The sequence below is a fragment of the Mycobacterium sp. genome (assembly GCF_035499775.1).
Classification (GTDB): Bacteria; Actinomycetota; Actinomycetes; order Mycobacteriales; family Mycobacteriaceae; genus Mycobacterium.
The window spans coordinates 1-2,658 of sequence record NZ_DATJYB010000512.1 but is presented as its reverse complement, the minus strand read 5'-3'; the positions used below and the strand labels follow the sequence as shown (position 1 = coordinate 2,658).

At 70.0% G+C, this 2,658-nt stretch carries 1 protein-coding gene; it reads left to right on the top strand.

The genetic code is table 11. The features are described 5' to 3' along the window. On the top strand, nt 1-2,658 hold a 2,658-nt coding region (locus tag VML93_RS31535), incomplete at both ends, for a polyketide synthase dehydratase domain-containing protein (RefSeq protein WP_325616668.1).

The window sequence follows — 2,658 nt, the reverse complement described above, 5'->3', positions numbered from 1 at the left end:
CCTCGAAGTCGGACCCGGCAGCGGCCTGATGGCGTCGATCGAAGAATCGCTGCCCGACACTCCGGTACTGACGATGACCGCTCTGCGTAAGGACCGCCCGGAACCGGAGACCCTGACGAATGCCGTCGCGCACGGCTTTGTAGCCGGTATGGACGTGGATTGGCGCAGCGCGCTCGGGGCGGCCAACTTCGTGGAACTGCCGACGTATGCCTTTGAGCGGCGCCGGTTCTGGCTCTCCGCCGACAGTGGCGCGCGCGATGCCGCCGGGTTGGGTCTGCAGGCCAGTGAGCACGCGCTGCTGGGTGCGGTGGTGGAGCTGCCGGCCTCCGGCGGAGTCCTGCTGACCGGTCGGCTGTCGCCGAGCGCGCAGGGCTGGTTGGCCGACCACGCCGTCGGCGGGGTGGTGCTGTTCCCCGGGGCCGGGTTCGTGGAATTGGTGATCCGCGCCGGTGACGAAGTGGGTTGCGGGGTCGTCGACGAGCTGAACTTGGCGGCGCCGCTGGTGCTTCCCGCGACGGGCACGGTGGCGATCCAGGTCGTGGTCGGTGGCCCGGACGACGCGGGTGCGCGAGCGGTTTCGGTGTTCTCGCGTGCCGACACCGGTGCCGGCTGGCTGCTTCACGCCGAAGGCGTGCTGAGCGCGGGTTCGGGGGCGCCCAGTGCGCCGATTCCGGACCTGTCGACGTGGCCGCCGGTGGGTGCGGTCTCCGTGGACGTCGGCGACGGATACGAGCGGCTGGCCGAGCGGGGGTACGGGTATGGGCCGGCCTTCCGCGGGTTGACCGCGATGTGGCGGCGCGGCGACGAGGTATTCGCCGAGGTGGCGCTGCCGGCGGACGCCGGCGTCTCGGTGGCCGGGTTCGGTGTCCATCCGGTGCTGCTCGATGCGGCGCTGCATGCGGTCATCCTGGCCGCTGACGAGACTGCCGAGGGTGCCGAAGGTTCGGTGCTGGTGCCGTTCTCCTGGCAGGGCGTGTCGTTGTATGCCGCGGGCGCGGCAGCGATACGGGCGCGGATCGTGCGGACCACCCCGTCGGCGGTCTCCATCGAGCTGGCCGACGGGCTGGGCTTGCCGGTTTTGTCGGTGGCTTCCATGGTGGCCCGTCCCGTGACCGACCAACAGCTCAAGGCGGCACTGTCGGGTTCGGGTGGGGATCGGCTTTTCGAGGTGGCCTGGTTGCCGGCGCCGCTGGCGGCCGAGACCTCCGACATCCCGTCCTACCAGGTCTTCGAGTCGGCAGCGGTTGCCGGAGATCCGGTCGCCGGTGTGCGCACGGCGACACGCCAGGCGCTGACGGCAGTGCAGTCCTGGCTGTCCGAAGATCACTCGGGCATGTTGGTGGTGCTCACCCGTGGCGCGGTCGCACGGCCGGGCGAAGACGTCACCGATCTGGCCGGCGCGGCGGTGTGGGGATTGGTGCGCTCGGCGCAGACCGAGCACCCTGGCCGCATCGTTCTGGTGGATTCCGATGTGCCGCTTGATGATACGGCGATAGCGGCGGCTTTGGCGGTGGGCGACCCGCAGGTCGTGATCCGAGGTGGACAACCGCACATCGCGCGGGTGCACGGCAGTCGCGCGGTCGACGGTGTGTTGGTCCCCCCCGGCGACGGTGCTTGGAGGTTGGGCATCAGCAGCGCCGGCACCTTCGAGAACCTGCAACTGGAACCGGCGCCCGACGCTGAAGAGCCCCTAGCGCCGGGCCACGTGCGCATTGCGACCCGCGCCATGGCGGCCAACTTCCGCGACGTCATGATCGCATTGGGTCTCTACCCCGACCCGGGCGCGGCGATGGGCGTCGAGGCATCCGGTGTAGTAGTCGAAACCGGCTCCAATACAAGCAATTTCGCGGTGGGAGACCGAGTTGCCGGCCTGTTCCCCGAAGGCACCGGCAGCATCGCGACCACCGACGAGCGACTGCTGATCAAGGTGCCGGGGCAGTGGTCGGACGCCGACGCCGCCACCGTCCCGGTCGGCTTCGCGACGGCCTATTATGCGTTGTCCACGCTGGCTGACGTGCGGCCCGGTCAGCGCATCCTGGTGCATGCCGCTACCGGCGGGGTAGGGACGGCCGCGGTGCAGCTGGCCCGGCACTGGGGTCTGGAGGTGTTCGCCACCGCCAGCCGTGCTAAGTGGGACACGTTGCGGGCCATGGGCTTTGACGAGGACCACATCTCCGATTCGCGCAGTCTGGAGTTCGAGGACAAGTTCCGGTCGGTCACCGGCAGGACCGGCAGGGCCGGGATGGACGTGGTGTTGGACTCGCTGGCCGGCGACTTCGTCGACGCGTCACTGCGGCTGGTCGCACCCGGCGGAATTTTCCTGGAGATGGGCAAGACCGACATCCGCGACGCCGCTGAGGTCGCTGCGGATCACCGGGGCGTGCGCTACCGCGCCTTCGACCTCTTCGAAGGCGGGCCGGACCACATCCAGCGGATCCTCGCCAACCTGGCGGACCTGTTCGACGCCGGCATCCTGCGGCCATTGCCGGTGACCACCTTCGATATCCGGCGGGCGCCCGCCGCGCTGCGGTACCTGAGCCAGGCACGCCACGTCGGCAAGGTCGTGATGAGCCTGCCCGACGCCTGGGCGAGCGGCACGGTATTGATCACCGGCGGCACCGGGATGGCGGGTTCGGCGCTGGCCCGTCACGTGGTGGC